The sequence below is a fragment of the Marinobacter adhaerens HP15 genome (assembly GCF_000166295.1).
GTDB classification, from domain to species: Bacteria; Pseudomonadota; Gammaproteobacteria; order Pseudomonadales; family Oleiphilaceae; genus Marinobacter; species Marinobacter adhaerens.
Genome location: NC_017506.1, coordinates 1,591,921 through 1,618,060, shown reverse-complemented (window position 1 = coordinate 1,618,060; position 26,140 = coordinate 1,591,921). Strand labels below are relative to the sequence as shown.

Genomic DNA, 26,140 nt, shown 5'->3' with positions numbered 1-26,140 from the left:
AAAAGCCCGTAATGAATACAACGCACACCCGGGCCAGATGGCGTGATTGTCATGGTCGCCTGAATTCTGAACAGCCTCAAGCCTCTGCGAGAGCCGCTGCCTCGTCGACATCGACCGACACCAGGCGCGAACACCCCGGTTCGTGCATGGTTACGCCCATCAACTGATCCGCCATCTCCATGGCAATCTTGTTGTGGGTAATGTAGATGAACTGAACCTGCTTGGACATCTCCTTGACCATGTTGGCATAGCGGCCCACGTTGGCGTCATCCAGCGGCGCATCCACCTCGTCCAGCATACAGAAGGGTGCCGGGTTCAGCTGGAAAATCGAAAACACCAGTGCGATCGCCGTAAGGGCCTTCTCGCCGCCCGACAGCAGGTGAATGGTGCTGTTCTTCTTGCCCGGCGGCCGCGCCATGATTGCAACGCCGGTTTCCAGAAGATCCTCACCGGTAAGCTCCAGGTAGGCGTTTCCGCCTCCGAACACTTTGGGAAACAAAGCCTGCAGACCACCGTTCACCTGGTCAAAGGTTTCCTTGAAACGCTGCCGGGTTTCCCGGTCTATTTTCCGAATGGCGTTGTCCAGTGTTTCCAGGGCTTCCATCAGGTCTTCATGCTGGGAATCCAGGTAGGTCTTGCGCTCACTCTGAACCTGATATTCCTCGATGGCCGCCAGGTTAATCGCGCCCAGGCGCTGAATTCGGTTGCCGATCCGCTCCAGTTCGTCTGCCCAGTCTTTTTCATTCGCACCCTCGGGCAACTGGGCGAGGATATCCTGAAGTTTTACGTCCAGCTCCTTGAGCTGATCGACATGGTTCCCGGAACGGATTTCCAGGGCCTGGGACTCCATTTTCAGTTTTTCGAGTCGGGACCGGACTTCCTGAATGCGATGATCGGTTCCGCTTCTGCCCTGTTCCTTTTCGCGCACTTCCCGATCAATCTCTTCCAGCGCGTCGCGAGCAGCGCCCAGCTTTTCCTCTTCCGCCAATCGCCGATCCAGCAGCCCTTCGAGCTGCATCTGAAGGTCTTCGATGGGCTCTTCGGCGCTTTCCCGGGACTCCCTCAGAATCTCCAGGCGCTCGTCGATACGCTCCTTCTGCAACTGCATCCGATCAATCGTCTGCCTGAGGCCGTCCCGTTGACTGTGCAGGGTCTGCAGCTGGAGCTGCAGCTGATGCGCGTGATCACGGTCGTGCCGGGCCTCCTGGCGAAGCCGGTCCAGGCTTTCGCGCAAGGTATCACGCTGCTCCAGCAACCGCTCTTTCTCTTCATCGCTGTCTTCGGTGGAAGCCAGCGCCAGTTGCCAGTCTTCCCGGGCATCCTGAAGACTCTCTTTCTGGCCCTCGAGGTTTTCGGACACGTCCTGGATATCGTCCCGGATTCGCTGCAGGCGGGCATCAATCTGCTCGGCACGTGCTCGTAGGCCGCTGACCCTGGACGCCAGTGTGCTCAGTTCACGATCGGCCTCGCTCAGACGGGTCTGCGCCTCATCCCGGGCTGCTTCCGAACGCTCTGCCCGCTCCTGGAGCTCTTCCAGCCGTTCGGTAGCCGCCTCCAGCGCCTCCTCCGCCTCGGCCAGCTGCGCGGCCAGTTCGGTCACCTTCTTCTGCCGCTCAATCACACCGACCTGGCCGGCATCAGAGTCCGGCATCAGGACCCACTCCCGGGATATCCAGACGCCCTCGGGTGTCATCAGGCTTTGACCGTCCCGAAGCCCCGATCGCATACCCATGGCGTCAGAGACGGTTTCGACGGTATCGATGCCGCGAAGCAACGAGGCAATTCCCGGCACTCCGGAAACTTTGGCCGCCAACCCGGAACGCTCACTGCCGTCTGTGGCTTCTGCCTCCACCAGCGCCAACCCCTTTGGCGCTTCTTTCATGGCGGACGAGAGCTGATCAATATCGGGAAGGCAGAGACCCTGGGTAAACCGCCCGATAACCTGTTCGACAGCAAACTCCCAGCCATCGGTAATCTGAAGCTGACTGGCCACCCGGGGCATATCGCTGAGGGCGTTCTGTGACAGCCAGGATTGCAGAACATCATCCCCGGCCCCCATCTGCTCATCCAGAAGGGATTGCTGGGACTCCAGGGACGCACGAAGGCTCTGCACCCGTTGGCGTTCTTCAGAGAGCGCCTGCTCGGCATCACGCTGTTGCTGCCGGGCTTCGTAGAGCTCGTCCTGAACGGATGCAATCCGTTCGGCCGCCTCTTCGCGCTTCAGCTCCAGCGTTTCCTGCTGTTCCAGCAGCTCTTCAAGCTCGGCGCGGTCCATCTGACCTTCCAGCAATTCCTGTTCGTCCTGAAGCTTGCGTTGGCGGGCCAGCAGTTGCTCAATGGCATCCTCAAGCGAGCGGATTCTGGACTGGGCCAGCTCTGCCTGGCGCCGCGCGTCCGATGAACGGGCACTGAAGTCTTCCCACTGGTGCTGCCAGTCGCTCATGGCGTCTTCGGCCTGCTGCAACTTCTCACCAGATTCCTCGGAGCGAACTGCCAGCGCTTCCTGCTCCGGCTCCATCATGTCGAGTTCTTCCTGGATTCCCGCAAGCTTGTCCTCATCCTGCTCCAGCTCGCGGGCCAGTTCTCTCTGGTTCGCCATGGCCTGGTCCAGCTCAGCCGCCATTTGCCGGCTCCGTTCACGCTGGTGTTCGAGGCTCTGCTCAATACGGGCGATATCGGCCCCGGCTTCGTAATAGCGTGCCTGTGCCCGGTTGAAATGCTCGGTTCGTTCCTGGTGATTGTCGCGCAGGGATTCCAGGGAGGTCTCCAGGCTGACCCGCTCGGTGAGGTATTTCTCAAGCTCGAGCTCGGTATCCCGGATCTTGCCTCGCCAGGCTTGCAAGTCATTGTCGAGAGATTGCCAGCGAAGCACCGTCAGTTCGGCTTTTTTCTGGCGCTCTTCCTGCTTGAAGGCCTTGTACTTTTCGGCTGCGGCTGCCTGACGCTCCAGGTGTTGCAGTTGGCGGCCCAGCTCTTCCCTCAAATCGGTCAGACGCTCCAGGTTTTCCTGGGTCCGGCGGATACGGTTCTCCGTTTCCCGGCGCCGCTCCTTGTATTTTGAAATGCCGGCCGCTTCTTCAATATAGATCCGAAGCTCTTCCGGTTTGGCCTCAATCAGCCGCGAGATCATGCCCTGTTCGATGATGGCATAGCTCCGCGGGCCGAGACCGGTGCCGAGGAACAGGTCAGTAATGTCGCGACGCCGGCACTTGGAGCCATTCAGGAAATATTCGGACTGCCCTTCCCGGGAAACGCGGCGGCGAACGGAGATTTCGTTGAATTTCACGAATTCACCGGGCGCGGACCCATCGCTGTTATCAAACACCAGTTCGATGGAGGCCTGTCCCACAGGCTTTCTTGCACTGGAACCGTTGAAAATAACGTCCGTCATGGATTCGCCGCGCAGGTACTTGGCGGAGCTCTCCCCCATGACCCAACGCACCGCATCGATGATGTTGGACTTGCCGCACCCATTGGGGCCGACCACGGCCGTCATGTTGGAGGGGAACGGAACCGTGGTGGGATCTACGAACGATTTGAAGCCGGACAGTTTGATGGACTTCAGCCGCATATCAGGCGCTCGCTTCCTGCCGGAGGATCGTCAACACCTGCTGCCGCTGGTGCTCCCCAAAGGCCTGGATAACGGCTTGCAGCCGCTCAGTGTCGTCGTTGACGGCGGCATCCGCCAGCTGCCGAAAGAAGGTGGCAGTTTCACCGATTTCTTCCCGGAAGTGTTCCAGCGCCACAAAATAGGTGCGGCTGATGGCTGGCCGGAAATTCTCGAGGGTTTCTTCCAGAAACGGGTTCTCGACCAGGCCGTAGGCGTAACGCATAACCCCGAAACCCGCATCAATAACCTGCTCGGCGGCGTCGGCACTGGTGGCGTTCAACGCATCAATGACTGCCTGCAATTCACGGACTTGGCCCATGACACCGCCAAGCTCCCTGCCAGACCAGCGCTCAAGTACCTTGCGTCCCAGCATGCAGAGAAGGTCGATATAGATGTCGTAGAGGCTGTTGACGCTTTCTGGCGTCAGGCTGGAGACCACCGCACCCCGCCGGGGGAAAATCTCGATCAGATGGCGGCGCTCCAGAATGAGCAGTGCTTCCCGAACGGAGCCACGGCTGACATTCAGTTCTCCCGACACCTTCAATTCCTGAATGCGTTCGCCGGGCTTGAGATCTCGCGTGATGATTCGTTGCCCCAGATGCTGGGCAATTTGTTCAGACAGACTTTCCGGGGCCTGAAACCTCATAAAGTTGGTCACTCATTCCTGAAGACGGCACGATTTCAAACGCAGAAGTTTACCACAGGGAATCTATAGCCCCACCCCTTGTCTGACATTTTGCACAGCTCAGGAACATCGCGGCAAATCACTGCCGGTTTTTTGACGGCGAATCAGGAACGACAGCCGAAAAATCAGAAACCAAGTGATGTTATCCTCGTTACTCGCTGTTTTTGTTCGTTTTTTATGACTGGGCACGGTTTCTGCTTCGCACACGCAAAGCACTGTAAACTTCTGCGACAGAGTGAACCGTAGTGAAAAACATACCGTCGATCCATCAGTCTCCTTCCCAGCCCCAGAAACTGGCTGCGCTGCGTCAGGCACACAAGGACTGGAACAACACGCCGGATGTACTCACCAGGCTAACGCGCCGGCTGTCCACCACCCTGTCGCTGGAACAGCAGCTGGCGATCCTGGCCGAAGAGCTGGTCGCCATTGTTCCTTTCAGTGCGCTCAACTACCGCCACCGGATCGGTAAACAGGATTTCGTCTATGCCACAGGCATGGGGGGCCCACACCGCTGCGAGTACCGGCTGAGCCTTGAAGGTGTCAATTATGGGACCCTAGTACTGCAACGTCGGCAGAGGTTCTCGGAACAGGAGCTGGAAGGCGTAGAGATGGTTCTGAGTGCGGCGATCTGCCCGATTCGCAACGCCTGCCAGTACGTGGCCATTGAACAGGCATCCCTGACAGATTCCCTGACCGGCATACCCAACAAACGCGCCCTGGACGACGCTCTGCAGCGCTCCAGCCTTTTATCAGAGCGCCATGGCGAGCCTTACTCGCTCGTCCTCTGCGATCTGGACCACTTCAAGACGGTGAACGACACTCACGGCCATGTGGTTGGCGACCATCTTCTGCAATTGGCTGCGTGCGAGATCGAGAAGTCGATCCGAACCTCGGATTCAGTCTACCGCTTTGGCGGCGAGGAGTTTGCTATCCTGCTCCCGCATACCTCGGAGCAGGATGCCAGGGATGTAGCAGAGCGCGTTCGCGAAGCGATTGCCGCTATCCGGGTTGATGGCGGAGAGAAGGAGCTGAAGGTCACAACGAGTTGTGGTGTTGCCACTTTCTTGCCCAAGGAGGCGCCCCAGGCCTGGCTGGCAAGGGCGGACGAGGCACTCTATCGTGCCAAACACCAGGGCCGTAACTGCACCCGGGTGTTTGCCACCATTTCGTAACGATCAGCCCCGGGGCGTCTTGCTTCGGGCTCTCTCTGGCCGGGGAGCACGCCCGGCCGGTTTGGCAGGCTTGGTGTCGCTGACCGCCCATTTGTTGCCGGGGGTTTTCTTACCGGACCGGCCAGGGCTTTTCCGCCTCTGGCGGTCGTGGGCCGCTTTCTCATTTGGTGTTTTCTGCGGAATTTCAACCGCTTCGAGACCAACCGTGCGACTCAGGGTGTCTACTGCCCGCTGATCCAGCTCTTCCCATTTTCCTACGGTCAGCCTGCTCGGCAGGAAGATCGGCCCGTAGCGCACGCGCTTCAGCCGACTGACGCGAACACCCTGAGATTCCCACAGACGACGTACTTCCCGATTGCGCCCTTCCAGCAAGGTCACGTGGAACCAGCGATTTATACCGCTACCGCCGGCCGGAGAGATATCGGTGAACTTGGCCATGCCATCTTCCAGGAGAACGCCCTGAAGCAGGCGCTCGATCTTCGCATCGTCCACTTCCCCGAAGATCCGTACCGCGTATTCCCGATCAATCTGGTTGGACGGGTGCATCAGGCGATTCGCCAACTCGCCGTCTGTGGTGAAGAGCACCAGACCCGTGGTATTGATATCCAGCCGTCCGATGGAAATCCACCGATGCTCCTTGAGACGTGGCAAACGATCAAACACCGTCGGCCGCCCCTCAGGATCCTTTCGAGTGGTAACCTCACCCTCCGGCTTGTTATAGATCAGTACCCGGCGCATCACTTCCGCCGCACCGGACACTTCAAGTCGCTTGCCGTCGAGTTCGAAGCGATCCTCAACAGTCGCTTTTTGCCCGGGCGCCACAGGTTGCCCGTTGACCAGCAGGCGGCCGGCTTCCATCCAGCCTTCAATTTCCCGGCGCGAACCGATGCCCGCACGGGCAAGCAATTTCTGAATACGCTCTGGCCCACCCTGGCTCGCGTTGTCCTTGGCTGGTCTGGCTGGTTTGTTGGGGCGTTCTGCCGCCATGAAATCAATCCTTAGTATCTGACTGACACCCGAATGGCGTCAGTGAAGTGTCTGGCTCGAAGATTCGTCGTCGTTCTCGGCAGTCGTTGATTCGAACTCGATCTCCGCCTGCATGTTCTTTTCAATTTCCCGGCCGATCTCTTCAAGATCGCGGACTTCATTCAGGGGCGGCATCTGATCCAGGCCCGTGAGGTTGAAGTAGTCCAGAAACTGTTTCGTAGTCGCATACATGGCCGGACGGCCGGGAACATCCCGATGCCCAACGACGCGAACCCACTCTCGCTCAAGCAGGGTGCGAATGATATTGCTGCTTACCGTAACACCCCGAATATCCTCGATTTCACCCCGGGTGATGGGCTGCCGGTAGGCGATCAATGCCAAGGTTTCAAGCAACGCCCGAGAATAGCGCTGGGGCTTTTCCTCAAACAAACGCCCTACCCAGGGCGCGAATTCCTCGCGTACCTGAATACGGTAGCCGCTGGCAACCTTCTTCAATTCAAAACCGCGCCCTTCGCAGGCCGCTTCCAGAAGTACCATGACATGTTCCATTACCTGGCGTGCGGGGCGCTCCTCTTCACTGAACAGGTCCCGGAGCTGGTCGAGAGACAAGGGTTTGCCCGCCGCCAGCAGGGCCGCTTCGGCAATCGCCTGTATTCTAAGCAGGTGTTCTTCGTTCATGGTGTCTGATCCGTATTTCCGTGCTTTGAACGTTGGGAGGCCCTAGCTGGCTGCCCTGGCTCGAACATGAATCGGGCCCAGAACCTCGGCCTGAACAACCTCGATCAGCTGCTCTTTGACCAGCTCAAGCGTGGCCAGGAAGGTCACCACGACGCCGAGCCGGCCCTCTTCAATCGTAAACAGGCTTTCGAAGGTCACAAAATGATCATCCTGAAGCACCGACAGGATTGCGGACATGCGCTCCCGGGTCGAAAGCCTTTCCCGTTCAACGTGGTGACTGGTGAACAGGTCTGCCCGCTGAAGCACGCCTTGCAGAGCCAGCAGCATTTCCCGCAAGTCTACATCCGGATGGGGCTGACTGGAGGGCATCTTCGGCAGCGCGGCGGAGGCGGCAAAGGTATCGCGTTCCAGGCGCGGTAATTCATCAATGTCCTCGGCAGCCTGCTTGAACCGTTCGTATTGCTGAAGCCGGCGAATCAGCTCGGCCCGGGGATCAACCTCTTCCTCATCGTCGCTTTCCTGTCGAGGCAACAGCATCCTCGATTTGATCTCCGCCAATGTGGCGGCCATCACCAGGTATTCCGCAGCCAGCTCGAACCGCATGGCCTCCACGGCACCAATGTAATCCATGTATTGCCGGGTAATTTCGCTGACGTCGATGTCCAGAATGTTCATGTTCTGGCGACGGATGAGATACAGCAGAAGATCCAGCGGCCCTTCGAACGCCTCAAGGAAGACGGCAAGGGCGTCCGGTGGAATGTACAAATCCTTGGGAAGATCCACCACCGGCTTGCCGGACACCCGCGCCAGGGGCGACTGCTCCGGTGCAGCGTCCTGGGCTTCGGGCGTGGCCTGATCGGTGGATTCTTCAGTCATAACCTTTCACTCCGGGTCGGCGCACTGGCTGTATGCTCGTGGCACCGACTCCTGCGGATTCAGCGGTAATGAAGCCCCATGGCGGCCCGGACTTCCTCCAGGGTGTCGCGGGCGGCGTCGCGGGCGTGCTCGCGACCTTCCTGGAGAATGGAATGAACCAGATCCGGATTGCCCTCATACTCCCGCGCGCGTTCGTGGAGCGGACGCTGCTCCTCGACAATCGCGTCAATCAACGGCTTCTTGCAATCCAGGCAACCGATGCCGGCGCTGCGACAACCGTTTTGCACCCACTCCTGAGTGTCGGCGTCAGAATAGATCTTGTGCATTCCCCACACCGGGCACTTTTCGGGCTCACCCGCATCGGTGCGCCGGACCCGTTGGGGGTCGGTCTGCATGGTGCGAACCTTCTGGGCTACGCTGTCCGGCTCTTCCCGCAGGCCGATGTAGTTGTTGTAGGACTTGGACATTTTCTGCCCATCCAGCCCCGGCAATTTGGATTCCGGCGTCAGCAGCGGTTGGGGCTCCGGCAGAATCACCTTGCCGCCACCTTCAATGTAACCGTAAAGACGCTCACGATCGCCCAGGGAGATATTCTGTTGCTCTTTCAGCAGAGCACGGGCCGTTTCCAGGGCGTCCATGTCGCCCTCTTCCTGGTAACGCCTCTTGAGATTGCGATAGAGCTTGGCGTTTTTCTTGCCCATCTTCACGATGGCACCTTCCGCCTGCTCTTCAAACCCTGGCTCGCGACCATAGATGTGGTTGAACCGGCGCGCGATTTCCCGGGTGATTTCAACGTGGGAAACCTGATCTGCACCAACAGGCACTTTTCCTGCCCGGTAAACCAGAATATCTGCACTCTGAAGCAGCGGGTAACCCAGGAACCCGTAAGTCGCCAAATCCTTCTCCCGCAACTTCTCCTGCTGATCCTTGAACGTCGGCACGCGTTCCAGCCACCCGAGTGGCGTGATCATCGAGAGCAGCAGATGCAGTTCGGCGTGCTCGGGCACCTGCGACTGGATAAACATCGTGGACGAGCCCGGGTTCACACCGGCAGCCAACCAATCAATGACCATATCCCAGACGCTTTGTTCAATGCCGGAGGGGTCATCGTAGTTGGTGGTGAGCGCGTGCCAGTCCGCCACAAAGAAAAAACATTCGAATTCATGCTGGAGTTTAACCCAGTTTTTCAGCACACCGTGGTAGTGGCCAAGGTGAAGCTTGCCGGTCGGACGCATGCCGGACAAAACCCTTTGCTGGGAATCTACAGAACTCAAAGCACGAACTCCTTATTTGGTATTGGAACCGCCATCATAGTTCAGGCGACCCGGCATTATAAATAAAAAACCCCCGCTCTGCAGGGCAGAAACGGGGGTTTTTACTGAAAGAAGGCCAGCTTACCAGCCAGTGACTTCCTTCAGGGCCTGACCGATCTCGGCCAGACTGCGTACGGTGCGAACACCAGCGTCTTCCAGGGCGGCAAACTTATCGTCTGCTGTACCCTTGCCACCGGAGATGATGGCGCCCGCATGGCCCATGCGCTTGCCCGGAGGCGCAGTAACACCAGCGATGTAGGAAACCACCGGCTTGGAGACGTTCTGCTTGATGTAGGCCGCAGCTTCTTCCTCGGCGGTACCGCCGATCTCGCCAATCATCACAATGGCTTCTGTCTCGGGATCTTTCTCGAGCAGGGCCAGAATGTCGATGAAGTTGGAGCCCGGGATCGGGTCGCCACCGATACCGATACAGGTGGACTGACCGTAGCCGAAGTCAGTGGTCTGCTTGACCGCTTCGTAAGTCAGGGTGCCTGAACGGGAGACGATGCCAACCTTGCCCTTCTTGTGGATGTGGCCAGGCATGATGCCGATCTTGCACTCGTCCGGAGTGATAACACCCGGGCAGTTCGGACCAATCATGCGGACGCCTTTGCGATCCACGTATTCTTTGGCGTACAGCATATCGATAGTCGGGATACCTTCAGTGATACATACGATCAGCTGAATGCCGGCATCCGCCGCTTCGATGATGGCGTCCTTACAGAACGGCGCAGGTACGTAGATAACGGTAGCTTCTGCGCCGGTTGCTTCAACGGCGTCACGCACGGTGTTGAACACCGGCAGACCCAGATGCTCGGTACCGCCCTTGCCGGGGCTGACGCCACCAACCATCTTGGTGCCGTAGGCGATCGCCTGCTCTGAGTGGAAGGTGCCCTGTGCGCCGGTAAAGCCCTGACAGATAACCTTGGTGTCTTTGTTAATCAGGATGCTCATTATTTACCCCCTGCGGCTTTAACAACTTGCTCTGCCGCATTCGACAGACTGGTAGCGGCAATGATGTTCAGACCGCTCTCGGCGAGTACCTGAGTACCCTTCTCCGCGTTGTTGCCTTCAAGGCGAACCACAACAGGAACCTTGACGCCGACTTCCTTCACGGCACCGATGATGCCCTCTGCAATCATGTCGCAGCGAACGATACCACCGAAGATGTTGACCAGAACCGCCTTCACATTGGAGTCAGACAGGATGATCTTGAATGCCTCGGAAACACGCTCCTTGGTTGCACCGCCGCCAACGTCCAGGAAGTTGGCAGGCTGGCCGCCGGACAGCTTGATGATGTCCATGGTACCCATGGCCAGGCCGGCACCGTTGACCATGCAGCCGATGTTGCCTTCCAGGGCCACGTAGTTGAGCTCCCACTTGGCCGCTTCCGCTTCCCGGGAATCTTCCTGGGAGGGATCGTGCATCTCGTGGATCTTCTTCTGGCGGTACAGTGCGTTGCCGTCGACGCCGACTTTGGCGTCCAGGCAGTGCAGATCACCAGCCGGGGTAATAACCAGCGGGTTGATTTCTACCAGTGCCAGATCGCACTCTTCGAACAGCTTGGCCAGACCAACGAAGATCTTGGTGAACTGACCGATCTGCTTGCCTTCCAGGCCCAGCTTGAACGCGAGCTCGCGGCCCTGGTACGGCTGAGCGCCAACCAGCGGGTCGATTTCGGCTTTCAGGATCTTCTCGGGCGTTTCTTCGGCAACCTTCTCAATCTCAACACCACCTTCGGTGGAAGCCATGAACACGATGCGGCGAGTGCCACGGTCAACAACCGCGCCCAGGTAAAGCTCCTGGTCGATGTCGGTGAGGGATTCAACCAGGATCTTGCTCACCGGCTGGCCGTTTTCATCTGTCTGGTAGGTTACCAGGTTCTGGCCCAGCCACTTCTCGGCAAACTCGCGGATCTCTTCTTTGCTCTTGACCAGCTTTACACCACCAGCCTTACCACGGCCACCTGCGTGAACCTGGGCTTTCACAACCCATGCATCACCGCCGATTTCACCAGCTGCGTCTACAGCTTCCTTCGGAGTATCACAGGCAATGCCCTTGGATACTGGCAGGCCATATTCAGCGAAAAGCTGTTTGCCCTGATATTCATGCAAATTCATAGTTAATGTCCCGAATTAAAAAATTCCTGGTTTGCGTTACTTCTTCTTGCGGCGGTTGGCGATGTGGATCGCGCCACCACCGACGGCCAGAGCTGCTTCATGCACGGACTCGGACAGAGTCGGATGTGCAAAACAGGTCAGGGCCAGATCTTCGGCGCTGGAACCGAATTCCATGGCGATTACGCCCTGGGCAACGATTTCAGAGGCCTGGGGACCAACTACATGGAAACCGACAATGCGGTCAGTTTTTGCGTCAGCAATGATCTTGACCAGACCGGACGCCGAGTTTGCAGCCATTGCACGACCGTTGGCCGCAAACGGGAAGGTACCTACGTTGTACTCTTCACCTTCTGCCTTCATCTGCTCTTCGGTTTTGCCAACCCAGGCAACTTCCGGGAAGGTGTAGACAACGTTCGGGATGCAGTCGTAGTTCACCTGAGGCTTGTGCCCGGCAATACGCTCCGCAACCATGATGCCTTCTTCAGACGCCTTGTGGGCCAGCATGGGTCCACGAACCACGTCACCGATCGCCCAGACACCCGGGGCTTCGGTTTTACAGTTGTCATCAACAAAGATGAAGCCGCGCTCATCCATCTGGACGCCGGAATCTTCCGACAACAGGTTGTCGGTGTAGGGTCGACGACCAACAGCCACGATCAGCTTGTCGAACTTGGCTTCGTGCTTGCCCTTGGAATCCTCGTAGTTCACGTTCACCAGCTTGCGCTTTACTTCCGCGCCAGTCATACGCGCACCCATGACGATGTTCAGTCCCTGCTTCTGGAACTGTTTCAGGGCATCTTTTGCTACCTGCTGGTCAACGGCCGGCAGGAAGGTGTCCTGGGCTTCCAGAACGGTGACTTCCGCGCCCAGGCGAGCCCAGACACTGCCGAGCTCCAGGCCGATAACGCCGGCACCAATCACACCCAGACGCTTCGGCACCTCGGTGAACTCGAGGGCACCCTCGGAATCCACGATGTATTCGCCGTCGAAGGGCGCGGGCGGAATCTGGATCGGCTTGGAACCGGTGGCCAGAATGATGTTTTCGGCTTCGTAGGTCTTCGACTTGCCGTCCTTGTCGGTTACTTCCACCTTGCGGTTGGCCAGCAATTTGCCGTGGCCATGGATGGAAGTCACGCCGTTGGACTTGAACAGGCCTGCGATACCGCCGGTCAGCTGCTTAACGATGCCGCTCTTGCGCTCCATCATCTTGCCGATGTCCATTTTGACATCCTTGGCGATGATGCCCTGCATCTCGAAATCGTGGCTGGATTCCTCAAACTTGTGGGAAATCTCCAGCAGCGCCTTGGAGGGGATGCAACCAACGTTCAGGCAGGTACCACCGAGCACCTGTGCCTTGCCGTCTTCTGAAGTCCAGGACTCGACACACGCGGTCTTGAGACCCAGCTGTGCCGCTTTGATGGCAGCTACGTAGCCCCCGGGGCCTGCACCAATGACAATGACGTCGTACTTATCAGACATACTTTTATCCCGTTTCCGATTCGTTAAATGTCGGCTCAGACGTCCAGCAGAATACGTGCCGGGTCTTCAAGCATTTCCTTGATGGCAACGAGGAACTGCACCGCTTCCTTACCATCAATCATTCTGTGGTCGTAAGAAAGCGCCAGGTACATCATCGGCTGAATTTCCACCTTGCCGTTCACGGCCATCGGACGCTCCTGGATCTTGTGCATGCCCAGGATGGCTGTCTGCGGCGGGTTCAGGATCGGTGTGGAAATCAGCGAACCGAAGATACCGCCGTTGGTAATTGTGAAGGTACCGCCGGTCATGTCTTCAATGGCCAGTTTGCCTTCTTTCGCCTTGGTGCCGTACTCGACGATCTTCTTCTCGATGTCGGCCAGACCCATGGCGTCGGAATCACGCAGAACAGGAACCACCAGGCCGCGATCGGTGGAAACCGCCACGCCGATGTCCTGGTAACCGTGATACACCATGTCGTTACCATCGATGGACGCGTTCACCGCCGGGAAGCGCTTCAGGGCTTCGGTGGCAGCCTTGGTAAAGAACGACATGAAGCCAAGCTTGATACCGTGACGCTTCACAAAGCTGTCCTGGTACTGCTTGCGCATCTCCATGATCGGGCCCATGTTCACCTCGTTAAAGGTGGTCAGCATGGCTGCGCTCTGCTGGGCATTAACCAGACGCTTGGCGATGCTCGCACGCAGGCGGGTCATCGGTACGCGCTTCTCGGGACGTTCGCCCTGGCTGACGTTGACTTCCGGCATACCAGCCGCAGGCTGGGGTGCGGCAGCACCGCCGGAGGACTTGGCGCTGTCTACGTGGTTCTGAACGTCTTCCTTGGTTACGCGGCCATCTTTACCGGTACCCTTGATGCTGTTCGGATCGACGTTATTTTCCTCAGCCAGCTTTCGGGCCGCCGGGCTCAGGATGGCTTCGCCGGAAGATGCCTCACTCTTGGCTTCTTCCTTCGGAGCCTCTTCCTTGCTTTCTTCTTTCTTACCCTCGGCAGGCTTGGATTCGCCCTTGGCGCCTTCCTTGAACTTGCCGACTACCTCACCACTTTCAACGGTATCGCCTTCGTTCTTGATGATTTCTTCAATCACGCCGTCAGCAGGCGCAACAACCTCAAGAACAACCTTGTCGGTCTCGATATCGACAATCAGCTCGTCACGGGAGCAGGCTTCACCCGGCTGTTTGTGCCAGGTCGCGACAGTACCTTCCGCGACCGACTCCGGGAAAACGGGGGCTTTAATCTCAGTTGACATTACAGATCCTTAGTTCGGTAGCTCGTCAAATTTCAAACGCGTCGTTAACCAGTTTCTTCTGCTCTTCAATGTGGACCGACATATGGCCACAGGCAGGAGCAGCCGAAGCGTCACGACCGGCATACTGAAGGTACAGCTTGGGGTTCAGGCGGTGCAGCGCATTACGCATGTGATGCTGGCTGCAGTACCAGGCACCCTGGTTCATCGGCTCTTCCTGACACCAGACGACGTGCTTGAGCTTGGAGTACTCGCTCAAGAGCTCGTCAAGATCGTCTCCAGGGAAAGGATACAGCTGTTCGATCCGGACAATGGCCACGTCATCACGCTCGTCCGACTTCTTCTTTTCAAGCAGATCGAAATACACCTTGCCTGAGCACAGGATCAGACGGGTGACCTTCTTCGGATCGGACGGTTCTTTCTCGGGCAGCACCGTCTTGAAAGTACCGCTGGTCAGATCATCAAGATCAGACGTCGCTTCCTTGTGCCGCAGCAGGCTCTTGGGCGTAATGGCTACCAACGGCTTGCGTAACGGGCGTTTTACCTGGCGCCGCAGCATGTGGAATACCTGGGAAGGCGTGGTGGGCACGCAAACCTGGATATTATGCTCTGCACTCAGTTGCAGGAAACGCTCAAGGCGCGCCGAGCTGTGCTCCGGCCCTTGCCCTTCGTAACCATGGGGCAGCAGAAGGGTCAGACCACAAAGGCGTCCCCACTTGTGCTCACCGCTGGTCAGGAACTGATCGATTACAACCTGGGCACCATTGGCAAAATCGCCGAACTGCGCTTCCCAGACCACAAGGCCATCAGGCGCGGTAGTGGCGTAGCCGTACTCGAACGCCATTACGGCTTCTTCCGACAGCAGCGAGTCGTAAATTTCGAACTTGGGCTGATCTTCCGACAATTCCGCCAGAGCGATATGGGTCGATCCATCTTTCTGGTTGTGAAGGACGGCATGGCGGTGAGAGAACGTGCCACGGCCAATATCCTGCCCCGTAAGACGGATTGGGTGACCTTCGTCCAACAGCGTCGCGTACGCCATGACTTCACCGTAGCCCCAGTTGATAGGCAGGGCGCCGGCGGTCATTTTTTCGCGGTCGGAAACAATCTTGGAGACCTGACGCTGGATACTGAAACCTTCAGGGACCGAGGTCAGTTTCTTGCCCAGCTTCTGGATCGTCTTCAGCGCAACGCTGGACTTGCACTTGGCTGTCCACTCGTGGCCGAGGTAAGGAGTCCAGTCAACGTAGAGCTCTTTGTTGGGCTCTTTGACCAGGGACTTGACCACGTGCTCGCCATTATCCAGGGCGTCACGGTAGTCGTTCTCCATCTGCTTGGCTTCTTCCTCGGTGATAACACCGGCTTCCACCAATTGATCCACGTACAGGTTGCGGGTGGTCTTGAGCTTGCGGATTTTCTCGTACATGACCGGCTGGGTTGCTGCCGGCTCGTCCGCTTCGTTGTGACCGCGACGACGATAGCAGACGAGGTCGATCACAACGTCGTTCTTGAATTCATTGCGATAATCCATGGCCATCTGTGTCACGAACATGACCGCTTCAGGGTCATCCGCATTCACATGCAGAATCGGCGCCTGGATCATCTTGGCAACGTCGGTACAGTATTCCGTGGATCGCGCATCTTCCTGCTTGCTGGTGGTGAAACCAACCTGGTTGTTGATCACGATATGAATGGTGCCACCAACGCCGAAGCCGCGGGTCTGGGACATCTGGAAAGTTTCCATCACCACGCCCTGGCCGGCAAACGCCGCGTCGCCGTGCATGATAATCGGAACGACCTTGGTGCCCTCATTGTCGTTACGGCGGGTTTGACGAGCCCGGACAGAGCCCTCAACAACCGGAGAAACGATTTCAAGGTGTGACGGGTTAAACGCCATTGCCAGGTGAACTTCGCCACCCGGCGTCATCACGTTGGATGAGAAGCCCTGGTGGTACTTCACATCACCGGAGCCAGAATCTGCGAGCTTCTTGCCCTCGAATTCGTCGAAAAGCTCCCGCGGATTTTTGCCCAGGGTGTTTACCAGAACGTTGAGGCGGCCACGGTGAGCCATACCCAGGACGATTTCCTTGGCACCATAGGAGCCGGCACGCTGAATCAGCTCGTCCAGACAGGGGATCAGACTCTCGCCACCCTCCAGACCGAACCGTTTTACGCCGGGATAGCGGGACCCCAGGTACTTCTCGAGGCCTTCAGCGGCCGTCAGGCGCTCAAGGATATGCTTACGGGTGTTATCTTCGTAGGCCGGGCGTGAACGAACCGGCTCCATGCGCTGCTGGAACCAACGCTTGATGCGGGTATCCACCACGTGCATGTATTCGGCACCGATGCTTTCGCAATAGGTCTGGCGCAGGCCATCGACAATGTCTCCGAGCTTCATGGTCTCGGAGCCAAGGTTCAGGGAGCCGGTCTGGAATTCGAGATCCCTGTCAGAGTCGGATAGCTCATGAAATTCGGGATCGAGGTCTTCGACCCGGGGACGCTGCCATACACCGAGCGGGTCCAGCTTCGCTTCCTGATGACCGCGGAAGCGATAGGCGTTGATCAGCTGGAGAACACGAATCTGCTTTTTGTCCGCATCAGACGTGGCGCTTGCGGGAACGCCGCCGCTGGCAAGAAAGCGCTGATTGCGGGAAATGTGTTCAAACTGTTCGCGGATGGAAGAGTGGACAATGTCACGGCCCTTGTAGCCATCGACACTGGGAAGCTTGTCGAAATAGCTGCGCCACTCTTCGGGAACGGCGTTGGGGTCTGTCAGGTAGGTTTCAAAAAGCTGTTCAACATAGGCGAGATTTCCACCCTGGAGGTGGGAAGTCTGCCATAACTGCTCCATTATGCTTTCGTGCATCTTGAATAGCTCACCTTGGGCTGGTGCGGGGAGCCCGATATGGTCGGCCAGGGGTATTTCTCAGTCAATACGGGTTTTTACGGGATCGACTTTGGCCACCACACCCGACATGGATGTTTTCCATTCCCCGGTGGTTTTTATACTCAGCAAAACAGGGAGAAAACTTTATAAGTTCCCGCCACGGCTTGCGTAGTGTGCACCCGGGTAAGACCTTTGACTATAAGCCTTTGGTTGAAGGCCCCGCAAACTTGCGAGGCCTTCCGGGTACTAACCTGATCAGAACAGTATAGCGTCTGTCGCAAATCCTGCTGCTTAAGTAGCCCTTTGCAGCAGAAGATTCCGAATGTGGCCGATAGCCCTTGTGGGGTTCAGGCCTTTCGGGCAGACACTTACACAGTTCATGATGCCCCGGCAACGGAATACGCTGAACGGGTCATCAAGGTTGGCAAGTCGCTCTTCCTGGGCTGTATCCCGGCTGTCAGCCAGGAAACGGTAGGCCTGAAGCAGGCCGGCAGGACCGATAAACTTGTCAGGGTTCCACCAGAACGACGGGCAGGACGTGGAGCAGCAGGCACAGAGAATACACTCGTACAGGCCGTCCAGCTTCTGGCGGTCTTCCGGAGACTGCAGCCGCTCGATCGCAGGCGCAGGCTTGTCGTTAATCAGGTACGGCATGACCTTTTCGTACTGCTTATAGAAAAGACTCATATCTACAACCAGATCACGAATGACCGGCAGGCCCGGCAGCGGGCGCAGAACCAGCTTATCGCCCTTCACCACCTGGGAAACAGGCGTGATACAGGCCAGCCCGTTCTTGCCGTTCATGTTCATGCCGTCGGAGCCACAAACGCCCTCCCGACAGGAACGGCGATAGGCCATTGAAGGATCCCGCTCCTTGACCAGGTTCAGCACGTCAAGAACCATGAGATCCTTGCCTTCCGGAATTTCGACATCCACGTCCTGCATATAAGGCGCGTTGTCGGTCTCCGGGTTATAACGATAAAGGCTTACTAACATTTTCGGAATCCCCCTTAGTAAGTCCGGACCTTCGGCTCGAACTTGTCCACCGTCTTCGGTGCAAAGTTCACATCACGCTTGCCCACACGCTTTTCCAGCGGGAAGTACATGGAGTGCTTGAGCCAGTTCTCGTCATCACGCTCAGTGAAATCGTTCCTGGCGTGGGCACCACGGCTTTCCTTACGCTCGAACGCGGAAATCGCTGTGGACAGGGCAACCTCATAAAGGTTGTCCAGTTCGAGCGCCTCGATACGAGCAGTGTTAAAGGCGTTGCTGGTATCAGCCAGCTTGGTGTTGCGAACGCGCTCACCAATGGCTTCCAGCTTCTTGAGACCCTCTTCCATGCTCTTGCCGTCACGGAATACACCGAAGTACAGCTGCATACAGTTCTGGAGATCTTTCCGAACTTCCGCAACACTCTCGCCTTCGGAGGCGTTGTTCAGGCGGTCAAGCCGCGCCATCGCGCGTTTGATGTCGTCTTCGCTGGCACCGTCCACTTCAAAGCCGCCACGAAGCTGCTCCTCGATGTGCAGACCCGCTGCGCGACCGAAGACCACCAGATCCAGCAGAGAGTTACCACCCAGACGGTTGGCACCGTGTACCGATACACAGGCTGCTTCACCACAGGCGAACAGCCCGGGGATCGGCTTGTCCTTGCCATTTTCGTCCTGGGTCAGCGCCTGGCCACCAACGTTGGTCGGAATACCGCCCATCATGTAGTGACAGGTCGGAACAACCGGGATCGGCTCTTTCACCGGATCAACGTGTGCAAAGGTGCGGGACAGCTCACAGATGCCCGGCAAACGCAGGTTCAGGGTTTCTTCGCCCAGATGATCAAGCTTCAGCAGCACGTGATCCTTGTCGGGACCACAGCCACGACCTTCCAGGATCTCGATAACCATGGCGCGGGCAACAACGTCCCGGCCTGCCAGGTCTTTCGCGTTCGGCGCATAGCGCTCCATGAAACGCTCGCCCTCGGCGTTGATCAGATAACCACCCTCGCCCCGGCAACCTTCGGTTACCAGCGTGCCAGCACCGTAGATGCCGGTCGGATGGAACTGCCACATCTCCATGTCCTGCATCGGGAAACCGGCGCGCAGCGCCATGCCGATACCATCGCCCGTATTGATCAGGGCGTTTGTTGTGGAGGCGTAGATACGACCCGCGCCACCGGTAGCCAGAACGGTTGCCTTGGACTTGATGTAAGCAACTTCGCCGGTCTCGACTTCGATGGCGACCACACCAACGACTTCGTCCTTGCTGTTCTTGACGAGATCAACCGCGTACCACTCGTTCAGGAACGTTGTGCCACCCTTGATGTTGGCCTGATACAGGGTATGCAGAAGCGCGTGACCGGTACGGTCGGCAGCTGCACAGGTACGAGCTGCCTGAGTCGGGTTATCCGGGCCCTTGGACTGGCCACCGAAAGGACGCTGATAGATACGACCCTGCTCGGTACGGGAGAAAGGAAGACCCATGTGCTCAAGCTCGAACACCGCCTGAGGGCCTACAGAACACATGTACTCGACGGCATCCTGGTCGGCAATGTAGTCCGAGCCTTTTACCGTGTCATACATGTGCCAGCGCCAGTCGTCGTTCGGATCAGCACTGGCAATAGCACAGGTAATACCGCCCTGCGCAGAGACCGTATGAGACCGCGTGGGGAAAACCTTGGTGATACACGCGGTATTGACGCCGGATTCGGTCAGCTGAAGCGCGGCACGCATGCCGGAGCCGCCGCCACCGATAACAATTGCGTCAAAGGACATGGTCTTGATATTAGCCATCGATTAAAGCCCCCAAATAATTTGAATACCCCAGACGACGTACACAAAAACACCGAGGATAACCACTGCCTGGGCCAGCAACCGTTGTCCAGCGGATTTCATGTAATCCGTTGTAACTGTCCACAACCCGACCCATGCATGCCCCGCAATCGACAACAAAGCCAGAAGCGTGAATATCTTCACCCATGCCTGATCGAACAGAGCAGACCAGGTTTGGTAGTCGACGTCGGTGGAGATGAAAAAGCCGAGTAAAAACAGCGTGTACAGGGCTAATACGTAGGCCGAAACGCGCTGGATGATCCAATCCTGAATTCCGTTACGACCGATATTCGTGACACTGTTCATGCCCATACCCAAACTCCTGCCAAAAGGATGAGAATGACGGAAACCGCAACCGTGATCTTTGATGCCAGGCGGCCGCTTTCCAGCTCTTCACCAATGCCCATGTCCATGAACAGGTGCTTGATGCCTGCAACCAGGTGGTACAACAGAGCAGACAAGATGCCCCAGGTAATCAGCTTGGCAAGGAAGCTGTCCAGCAGTTCACTTACGCGACTGAAGCCCTCTTCCCCGGACAGGGAAAGCTGGAGCCCGTAAAGCATGAACGCAACAGCAACAAACAGGATGATGCCGCTGATGCGGTGCAATATGGACGTAATGGCTGGCAGCGGAAAATGAAACTTGCCGAGATCGAGATTTACTGGTCGTTTGCTATTCACAGCGCTCTCACACTCTCTCTTAGTTCCGCGGGACCGGAAAACCGGGTGCGGATGGTTGGTATGTAAGGATCGGCATGCCGCTACGAAACCGGCATACGATTGGCTTGGAAGAGAAGAAACCTTTTCCACAACCGCCTGTCTAGAAAGCTGCCATAAAAGGTTTATCCCCGATTCCGGGCTAGGGATTATAAGGAGTACCCTAACCAATTACAAACGTGCAACGTCGCTCAGGCCGCGTATTTCAGGGGGTTAAGCCAGCTATAAGGAGGATTGACAAATCCTTTTCCTGCCCGAATCCGTTGTCATTCGGGATATCCCTGATTTACAGCCAATGTCAAATTATGGGTTTTCCCGACTCTTCCATTGACAAAAAAAGCCAACGCCCTATATTTTGCCGCCAGTTTTGCGATAATACGCGCCTTCTAGCGCATCTATAACTGTAGATAAAGCTGTCAAAGCTGATAAATAGGAGAGCACCATGACCGACAGGAAAGCCACGCTCTCGGTGGGGGACAAGTCCATTGAGCTACCGGTTTATTCAGGCACCGTCGGCCCTGACGTTATCGACGTACGAGGCCTAGTCCAGGAAGGCGTTTTCACATACGATCCCGGATTCGTATCCACAGCAGCCTGCGAATCGGCCATTACCTACATCGACGGAGCAAACGGCGTTCTCCTGCACCGCGGCTACCCGATTGAGCAACTGGCCGAACATTCTGACTACCTTGAAGTCTGCTACCTCCTCCTTCACGGCGAACTCCCGAGTGCCGAGGAAAACCAGAAGTTCCACGACACCATCAAAAACCACACCATGCTCCACGACCAGATGCGGAACTTCTTCCAGGGTTTCCGTCGTGATGCACACCCGATGGCGATCATGTGTGGTGTGGTCGGCGCTCTGTCCGCCTTCTACCACGGTGAGATGGACGTTGCCAGCCAGGAGCAGCGGGAAATTACCGCGCATCGCCTGATTGCAAAGATGCCGACCATTGCCGCCTGGTGTTACAAGTACGCCATTGGTCAACCTTTCATTTATCCGCGCAATGACCTCTCGTACTCCGAGAACTTCCTGCAGATGATGTTTGGCGTTCCTTGCGAGGAGTACAAGCCGAACCCGATCCTGGCCAAGGCCATGGACAAGATTTTCATCCTGCACGCGGATCATGAACAGAACGCCTCAACGTCTACGGTGCGCCTCGCCGGCTCTACCGGCGCCAACCCCTACGCCTGCATTGCCTCCGGCATCGCGGCTCTGTGGGGACCTGCCCACGGCGGCGCCAACGAAGCGGTTCTGGACATGCTGGCCGAGATCGGCGACGAATCCAACATCGAGAAATTCATTGCCAAGGCCAAGGACAAAGACGATCCGTTCCGCCTGATGGGCTTCGGCCACCGGGTATACAAGAACTTCGACCCGCGCGCCAAAGTAATGGCTGAAACTGCCCACGAAGTGCTGACCGAGCTGGGCCTGGAAAACGACCCGCTGCTGAAGATCGCCCAGCGTCTCGAGAAGATCGCGTTGGAAGACGAATACTTCGTCAAGCGCAAGCTCTACCCCAACGTGGATTTCTATTCCGGCCTGATCCTCAAGGCAATCGGAATCCCGACTTCGATGTTCACCGTTATCTTCGCTCTGTCGCGTACCATTGGCTGGTTCTCGCACTGGAACGAAATGGTAAGCGGCGACTATCGCATCGGCCGTCCGCGTCAGCTCTACACCGGCTCGGATTCCCGGGATTATCCGGCCAAATAAGTCTGACTTACCGGGTAAAGCACGTAAAGGCCGCTGATTCAGCGGCCTTTTTTATTGCGTGCTGCCCTGCCCTAATGTGCTAAGTTAACCCGATAAAAACATAAGAGGAGAAAGCGATGACTACAGCAGCATTTATTGGCCTGGGCGTCATGGGTTACCCGATGGCCGGCCACCTGGCAAAGGCGGGGCTCGACGTCAGGGTCTGGAACCGGACCAATGCCAAAGCCGAGCAGTGGGCAAGCGAATACTCGGGAACCAGCTGCACCACCATTGCTGAGACCGTGAGGGGCGCGGATATTGTTTTGACCTGTGTTGGGGCCGATACCGACCTTATGGCCGTTTACGAGGGTGATGAAGGCATTCTCGCCAACGCCTCTGAAGGCGCTGTGCTGGTCGATCACACTACGGCTTCTGCCGGCATTGCCGAGTATCTCGCTGAAGCTGCCAGCAAAAACAACATGGGATTTGTGGACGCGCCTGTATCCGGCGGCCAGCAAGGCGCTGAAAACGGCAAACTGACCATCATGTGCGGCGGCTCGGAACAGGACTATGCGAAAGCCGAGCCGGTTATGGAGCACTATGCGCGGGCACTCAATCGAATGGGCCCAGCTGGCAGTGGCCAGAAAACCAAGATGGTGAACCAGATCGCGATTGCCGGTCTCGTCCAGGGGCTTTCAGAGGCCCTGCACTTTGCCGAGCAGGCTGAACTGGATGTGGCGAAAGTGGTGGACGTGATTTCAAAAGGCGCAGCCCAATCCTGGCAAATGGAAAACCGCTCGGGAACCATGATTGCAGGAGAGTTCGAACACGGCTTCGCCGTTGACTGGATGCGCAAGGACCTCGGGATTTGCCTTGAGGAGGCGAGAAAAGTGAATGCGTCTCTGCCGGTGACCGCACTGGTCGATCAATTCTATGCGGATGTTCAGTCGATGGGCGGTAAACGGTGGGATACCTCATCTCTCATACAGAGACTGAGGAAATTCCGCTAAGGTATTGAATCCGGGGTCGTTTGACGGCAATCAGCCCACGACCCCGAAAACCAGCAGACGTTACTTTTTCTTGTCCTGTGGTTGCCACTTACCGTTCACATACCACGCAGACCAGCCCGTCGCCTTGCCATCCTTTTCCGACATGACGTACTGCTCCTTGCTCTTACGGCTGTAGCGAATCACCGTCGGATTACCCTCGGGGTCACGCTCGGGCGCATCCATCAGGTAATCGTACTTCGGATCAATCTCCTTGCGGTGCGGTTTAATCTCCATCACCAGCGGTGGCCGCGTTTCCCGGTTTTTCGGGAATTTGCTGGCAGCCAGGAACAAACCGGACGCACCATCCCTGAGAACGTAAGTATCATCGACTTTCTGACATTGGAGCTCGGGCATTGGCACCGGGTCCATTTTGGGCGGAGCGGGCTCGCCATTTTTCAGCAACTTGCGGGTATTCTTGCACTCGGCATTGGTGCATCCGAAATACTTGCCAAAACGCCCGGTTTTAAGCTGCATCTCGGAGCCACACTTATCGCACTCAAGAGTCGGCCCATCGTAGCCCTTGATGCGGAAGGTGCCCTTTTCCACCTCGTAGCCAGAGCAATCCGGATTGTTACCGCAAACATGCAGCTTGCGGGTTTCGTCCACCAGGTAGCTGTCCATGGCGGTGCCACACTTGGGGCAGCGACGTTTCTTGCGCAGCAGACGGGTTTCGCCCTCACCCTCTACGTCATCGTCGGCGCTGACAACCTCATCACCGGATACGAGGTTAATGGTAGTCTTGCAACGCTCTTTCGGTGGCAAGGAATAGCCAGAGCAACCCAGGAAAACACCAGTGCTGGCCACCCGGATCTGCATGTTCCGGCCACAGCTCGGGCATGGAATGTCCGTTTCAGTCGGCGTGTTGGCCCTCATGCCGCCGTCTTCACCACTCTCGGCTTTTTCCAGCTGCTGCCGGAACCGACCGTAAAAGTCATTCAGGACTTTCTTCCACTCGACATCGCCCTCGGCAATCTCGTCGAGCTCATCTTCCATCCTCGCGGTGAAATCGAAGTCCATCAGGTTCGGAAAAGATTCCGACAGGCGCTCGGTAACGATCTCACCCATCTTCTCGGCGTAGAACCGACGGTTCTGCAGCCTCACATAGCCGCGATCCTGAATCGTGGAAATAATCGATGCGTAGGTCGACGGACGGCCAATGCCCTGCTTTTCGAGCTCCTTGACCAAGCTGGCCTCGGTGTACCTGGGCGCCGGCTTGGTAAAGTGCTGCGTAGGATCCAGTTTCTTGAGATCCAGCACTTCATCCACCTTAATGTCAGGCAGAGCAATGTCTTCGTCTTTCTTGGCGGCCTGGGGTGCTGCCTTCAGGAAGCCGTCGAACTTGATGATCCGGCCCCGGGTACGGAGTTCATAGTCGCCATTGGCCACCACGATGGACGTACTCAGGAATTCGGCGTCGGACATCTGACAGGCAATAAACTGACGCCATATGAGGTCGTAGAGCTTCTCGGCATCCTTCTCAAGGCCACTGATATCCGCCGGACGACGGCTGACTTCGGTTGGGCGAATGGCCTCGTGCGCCTCCTGGGCGCCCTCTTTGCTGCCGTAGACACGGGGCTTTTCGGGCCGGTATTTGTCGCCGAACTGCTTTTCGATATACGCACGGCAACTGTTGATCGCATCCTGACTCAGATTGGTTGAGTCCGTCCGCATGTAGGTAATGAAACCGGCCTCATAAAGACGCTGGGCCAACATCATCGTCTTCTTGACGCTGAACCCCATCCGGTTACTGGCAGCCTGCTGCAGCGTAGACGTAATAAACGGCGCGGACGGCCGCGAACGGGTCGGCTTGTCTTCCCGCTTGGCAACCTTGAACGTACCCGCCTTCAGCCGGCTGACGTGGTCACTGCTCTGCTGCTCATTGACCGGACGATAGGGCTTGTCCTCGTGGCGAGTCACCTCGAAACGGACCGGTTGATCGGCCTTGGCAGACGCCAGATCGGCGTGCAACTGCCAGAACTCCTCCGGAACGAACTTCCGGATTTCACGTTCACGCTCAACTATCAGCCGCACCGCAACGGATTGAACACGGCCGGCGGAGAGGCCGCGGGCAAGCTTGGCCCAAAGCAGGGGCGACACCATATAGCCAACAACCCGGTCGAGGAATCGACGGGCCTGCTGTGCGTTAACCCGGTTATTGTCGAGAGTGCCTGGATCCTTGAACGCTTCCTGAATCGCACGCTTGGTGATTTCGTTGAACACCACGCGCCGGTACTTCTCTGGTTCGCCACCAATGGTCTGCTGAAGGTGCCAGGCGATGGCCTCCCCTTCGCGGTCCAAATCCGTTGCCAGATAGATATGATCTGCTGATTTGGCCAAACGCTTGAGTTCGCTGACCACCTTCTCTTTGCCGGGAAGGATCTCGTAACGGGCACTCCAGTCCTGGTCCGGATCTACACCCATCCGGGCGACCAGCTGTTCGCGGGACTTGCGCTTTTTATGAACCGCCTTCTCTTCAGGGCTCATCTTCCGGGTGATAGCAGCCTGCTTGGCACGCTCTTTGGGATCGGACTGGGATCCGCTGCCACTGACGGGAAGATCACGAATGTGCCCGACGCTCGATTTGACGATGAAGTCAGAGCCCAGGTACTTGTTGATGGTCTTCGCTTTCGCTGGTGACTCGACAATTACGAGACTTTTACCCATATCGGAGTTCTGTATCCTTGGCGATAAATCGGTCAATAAATCAGCAAACCGTAAACTCGCTGTAAAATCAGTCGGCTAGAAAACACAAATACGCCGCTATTTTGTATAGGCTCACTGTTTTACA

General features: G+C 57.1%; 19 protein-coding genes. 3 read left to right on the top strand and 16 right to left on the bottom strand.

Annotation, left to right across the window (positions count from 1 at the left end):
• Positions 1-76: 76 nt before the first annotated feature.
• Together smc and HP15_RS07690 are read right to left on the bottom strand one after the other, a co-directional pair.
• Positions 77-3,571, bottom strand: a complete 3,495-nt coding sequence (gene smc, locus HP15_RS07695; protein ID WP_014576932.1) for a chromosome segregation protein SMC — start codon at positions 3,569-3,571, stop codon at positions 77-79.
• A 1-nt stretch (position 3,572) separates the two neighbouring features.
• Positions 3,573-4,256, bottom strand: coding sequence for a GntR family transcriptional regulator (locus HP15_RS07690; protein ID WP_008174408.1), 684 nt, complete (start codon positions 4,254-4,256; stop codon positions 3,573-3,575).
• A 284-nt stretch (positions 4,257-4,540) separates the two neighbouring features.
• On the opposite strand from HP15_RS07690, the gene HP15_RS07685 reads away from it, so the two are divergent.
• Positions 4,541-5,467: a GGDEF domain-containing protein gene (locus HP15_RS07685; RefSeq protein WP_014576931.1), complete on the top strand. Its 927-nt coding sequence runs from the start codon at positions 4,541-4,543 to the stop codon at positions 5,465-5,467.
• Between the two features lie 3 nt (positions 5,468-5,470).
• Here HP15_RS07685 and rluB read toward each other — a convergent pair whose 3' ends face one another.
• From rluB to sdhC, 13 genes are all read right to left on the bottom strand, one after another.
• The gene (rluB, locus tag HP15_RS07680) at positions 5,471-6,454 is read right to left on the bottom strand and encodes a 23S rRNA pseudouridine(2605) synthase RluB (RefSeq protein ID WP_014576930.1); all 984 of its coding nucleotides are present in this window, start codon (positions 6,452-6,454) and stop codon (positions 5,471-5,473) included.
• 39 nt (positions 6,455-6,493) lie between these two features.
• A complete protein-coding gene (gene scpB / locus HP15_RS07675) occupies positions 6,494-7,132 on the bottom strand; it encodes an SMC-Scp complex subunit ScpB (RefSeq protein ID WP_008174401.1) in 639 nt (212 codons plus the stop codon).
• A 42-nt stretch (positions 7,133-7,174) separates the two neighbouring features.
• The gene (locus tag HP15_RS07670) at positions 7,175-8,008 is read right to left on the bottom strand and encodes a segregation and condensation protein A (protein ID WP_008174399.1); all 834 of its coding nucleotides are present in this window, start codon (positions 8,006-8,008) and stop codon (positions 7,175-7,177) included.
• A gap of 59 nt (positions 8,009-8,067) precedes the next feature.
• On the bottom strand, positions 8,068-9,282 hold the full coding sequence (locus HP15_RS07665) for a tryptophan--tRNA ligase (protein ID WP_081449827.1): 1,215 nt from the start codon (positions 9,280-9,282) through the stop codon (positions 8,068-8,070).
• A 120-nt stretch (positions 9,283-9,402) separates the two neighbouring features.
• Entirely contained in the window at positions 9,403-10,275 is an 873-nt protein-coding gene (gene sucD / locus HP15_RS07660; RefSeq protein WP_008174394.1) for a succinate--CoA ligase subunit alpha, read from the bottom strand.
• Positions 10,275-11,441, bottom strand: a complete 1,167-nt coding sequence (gene sucC, locus HP15_RS07655; protein ID WP_008174392.1) for an ADP-forming succinate--CoA ligase subunit beta — start codon at positions 11,439-11,441, stop codon at positions 10,275-10,277. Before sucC ends, sucD begins: the two co-directional genes overlap by 1 nt.
• Before the next feature lie 36 nt (positions 11,442-11,477).
• The gene (gene lpdA, locus HP15_RS07650) at positions 11,478-12,920 is read right to left on the bottom strand and encodes a dihydrolipoyl dehydrogenase (protein ID WP_008174390.1); all 1,443 of its coding nucleotides are present in this window, start codon (positions 12,918-12,920) and stop codon (positions 11,478-11,480) included.
• 35 nt (positions 12,921-12,955) lie between these two features.
• Positions 12,956-14,185, bottom strand: coding sequence for a 2-oxoglutarate dehydrogenase complex dihydrolipoyllysine-residue succinyltransferase (gene odhB / locus HP15_RS07645; protein ID WP_014576927.1), 1,230 nt, complete (start codon positions 14,183-14,185; stop codon positions 12,956-12,958).
• A 25-nt stretch (positions 14,186-14,210) separates the two neighbouring features.
• Positions 14,211-17,048 carry a 2-oxoglutarate dehydrogenase E1 component gene (locus tag HP15_RS07640; protein ID WP_008174385.1) on the bottom strand — a complete coding sequence of 946 codons (2,838 nt, stop codon included), beginning with the start codon at positions 17,046-17,048 and terminating at the stop codon, positions 14,211-14,213.
• A gap of 312 nt (positions 17,049-17,360) precedes the next feature.
• Entirely contained in the window at positions 17,361-18,065 is a 705-nt protein-coding gene (locus HP15_RS07635; RefSeq protein WP_008174383.1) for a succinate dehydrogenase iron-sulfur subunit, read from the bottom strand.
• A 14-nt stretch (positions 18,066-18,079) separates the two neighbouring features.
• Positions 18,080-19,852, bottom strand: a complete 1,773-nt coding sequence (gene sdhA / locus HP15_RS07630) for a succinate dehydrogenase flavoprotein subunit (protein WP_008174382.1) — start codon at positions 19,850-19,852, stop codon at positions 18,080-18,082.
• 3 nt (positions 19,853-19,855) lie between these two features.
• Positions 19,856-20,203 carry a succinate dehydrogenase, hydrophobic membrane anchor protein gene (gene sdhD / locus HP15_RS07625; RefSeq protein ID WP_014576925.1) on the bottom strand — a complete coding sequence of 116 codons (348 nt, stop codon included), beginning with the start codon at positions 20,201-20,203 and terminating at the stop codon, positions 19,856-19,858.
• Positions 20,194-20,571: a succinate dehydrogenase, cytochrome b556 subunit gene (gene sdhC / locus HP15_RS07620; protein ID WP_014576924.1), complete on the bottom strand. Its 378-nt coding sequence runs from the start codon at positions 20,569-20,571 to the stop codon at positions 20,194-20,196. Before sdhC ends, sdhD begins: the two co-directional genes overlap by 10 nt.
• A 478-nt stretch (positions 20,572-21,049) precedes the next feature.
• Between sdhC and gltA the strand changes: the two genes are divergently transcribed.
• Together gltA and HP15_RS07610 are read left to right on the top strand one after the other, a co-directional pair.
• Positions 21,050-22,324, top strand: coding sequence for a citrate synthase (gltA, locus tag HP15_RS07615; RefSeq protein WP_008174375.1), 1,275 nt, complete (start codon positions 21,050-21,052; stop codon positions 22,322-22,324).
• Between the two features lie 116 nt (positions 22,325-22,440).
• Entirely contained in the window at positions 22,441-23,313 is an 873-nt protein-coding gene (locus tag HP15_RS07610; RefSeq protein WP_014576923.1) for an NAD(P)-dependent oxidoreductase, read from the top strand.
• 60 nt (positions 23,314-23,373) lie between these two features.
• Here HP15_RS07610 and topA read toward each other — a convergent pair whose 3' ends face one another.
• Positions 23,374-26,016 (bottom strand): type I DNA topoisomerase, encoded by a 2,643-nt coding sequence (topA, locus tag HP15_RS07605; protein WP_008174370.1) that lies wholly within the window; start codon positions 26,014-26,016, stop codon positions 23,374-23,376.
• Between the last annotated feature and the right edge of the window lie 124 nt (positions 26,017-26,140).